This window comes from Sutcliffiella halmapala (assembly GCF_050107295.1).
GTDB lineage: Bacteria > Bacillota > Bacilli > Bacillales > Bacillaceae_I > Sutcliffiella_A > Sutcliffiella_A halmapala_A.
Genome location: NZ_JBNIKR010000043.1, coordinates 1 through 267, shown reverse-complemented (window position 1 = coordinate 267; position 267 = coordinate 1). Strand labels below are relative to the sequence as shown.

At 39.7% G+C, this 267-nt stretch carries 1 tRNA gene; it reads left to right on the top strand.

What is annotated here, in order from left to right:
* The first annotated feature begins 38 nt into the window (after positions 1 to 38).
* Positions 39 to 114 (top strand) — tRNA-Ala (locus ACQCT5_RS22985).
* Positions 115 to 267 lie beyond the last annotated feature (153 nt).

Genomic DNA, 267 nt, shown 5'->3' with positions numbered 1-267 from the left:
CCACTTAGGCCCACCATTTTTTAATTATAGAACTTTTTGGGGCCTTAGCTCAGCTGGGAGAGCGCCTGCTTTGCACGCAGGAGGTCAGCGGTTCGATCCCGCTAGGCTCCACCAACAGACAAATATTCCATTTGTCAAACATGTTCCTTGAAAACTAGATAACGTTAAGTAATATCAAGATACATTCACAAGTATCGTTCATCTTAGTAATTTTCTTTTAAGATATCATCGCTGATATCGAAAAAACATGACAATTAGTTTGTCAAC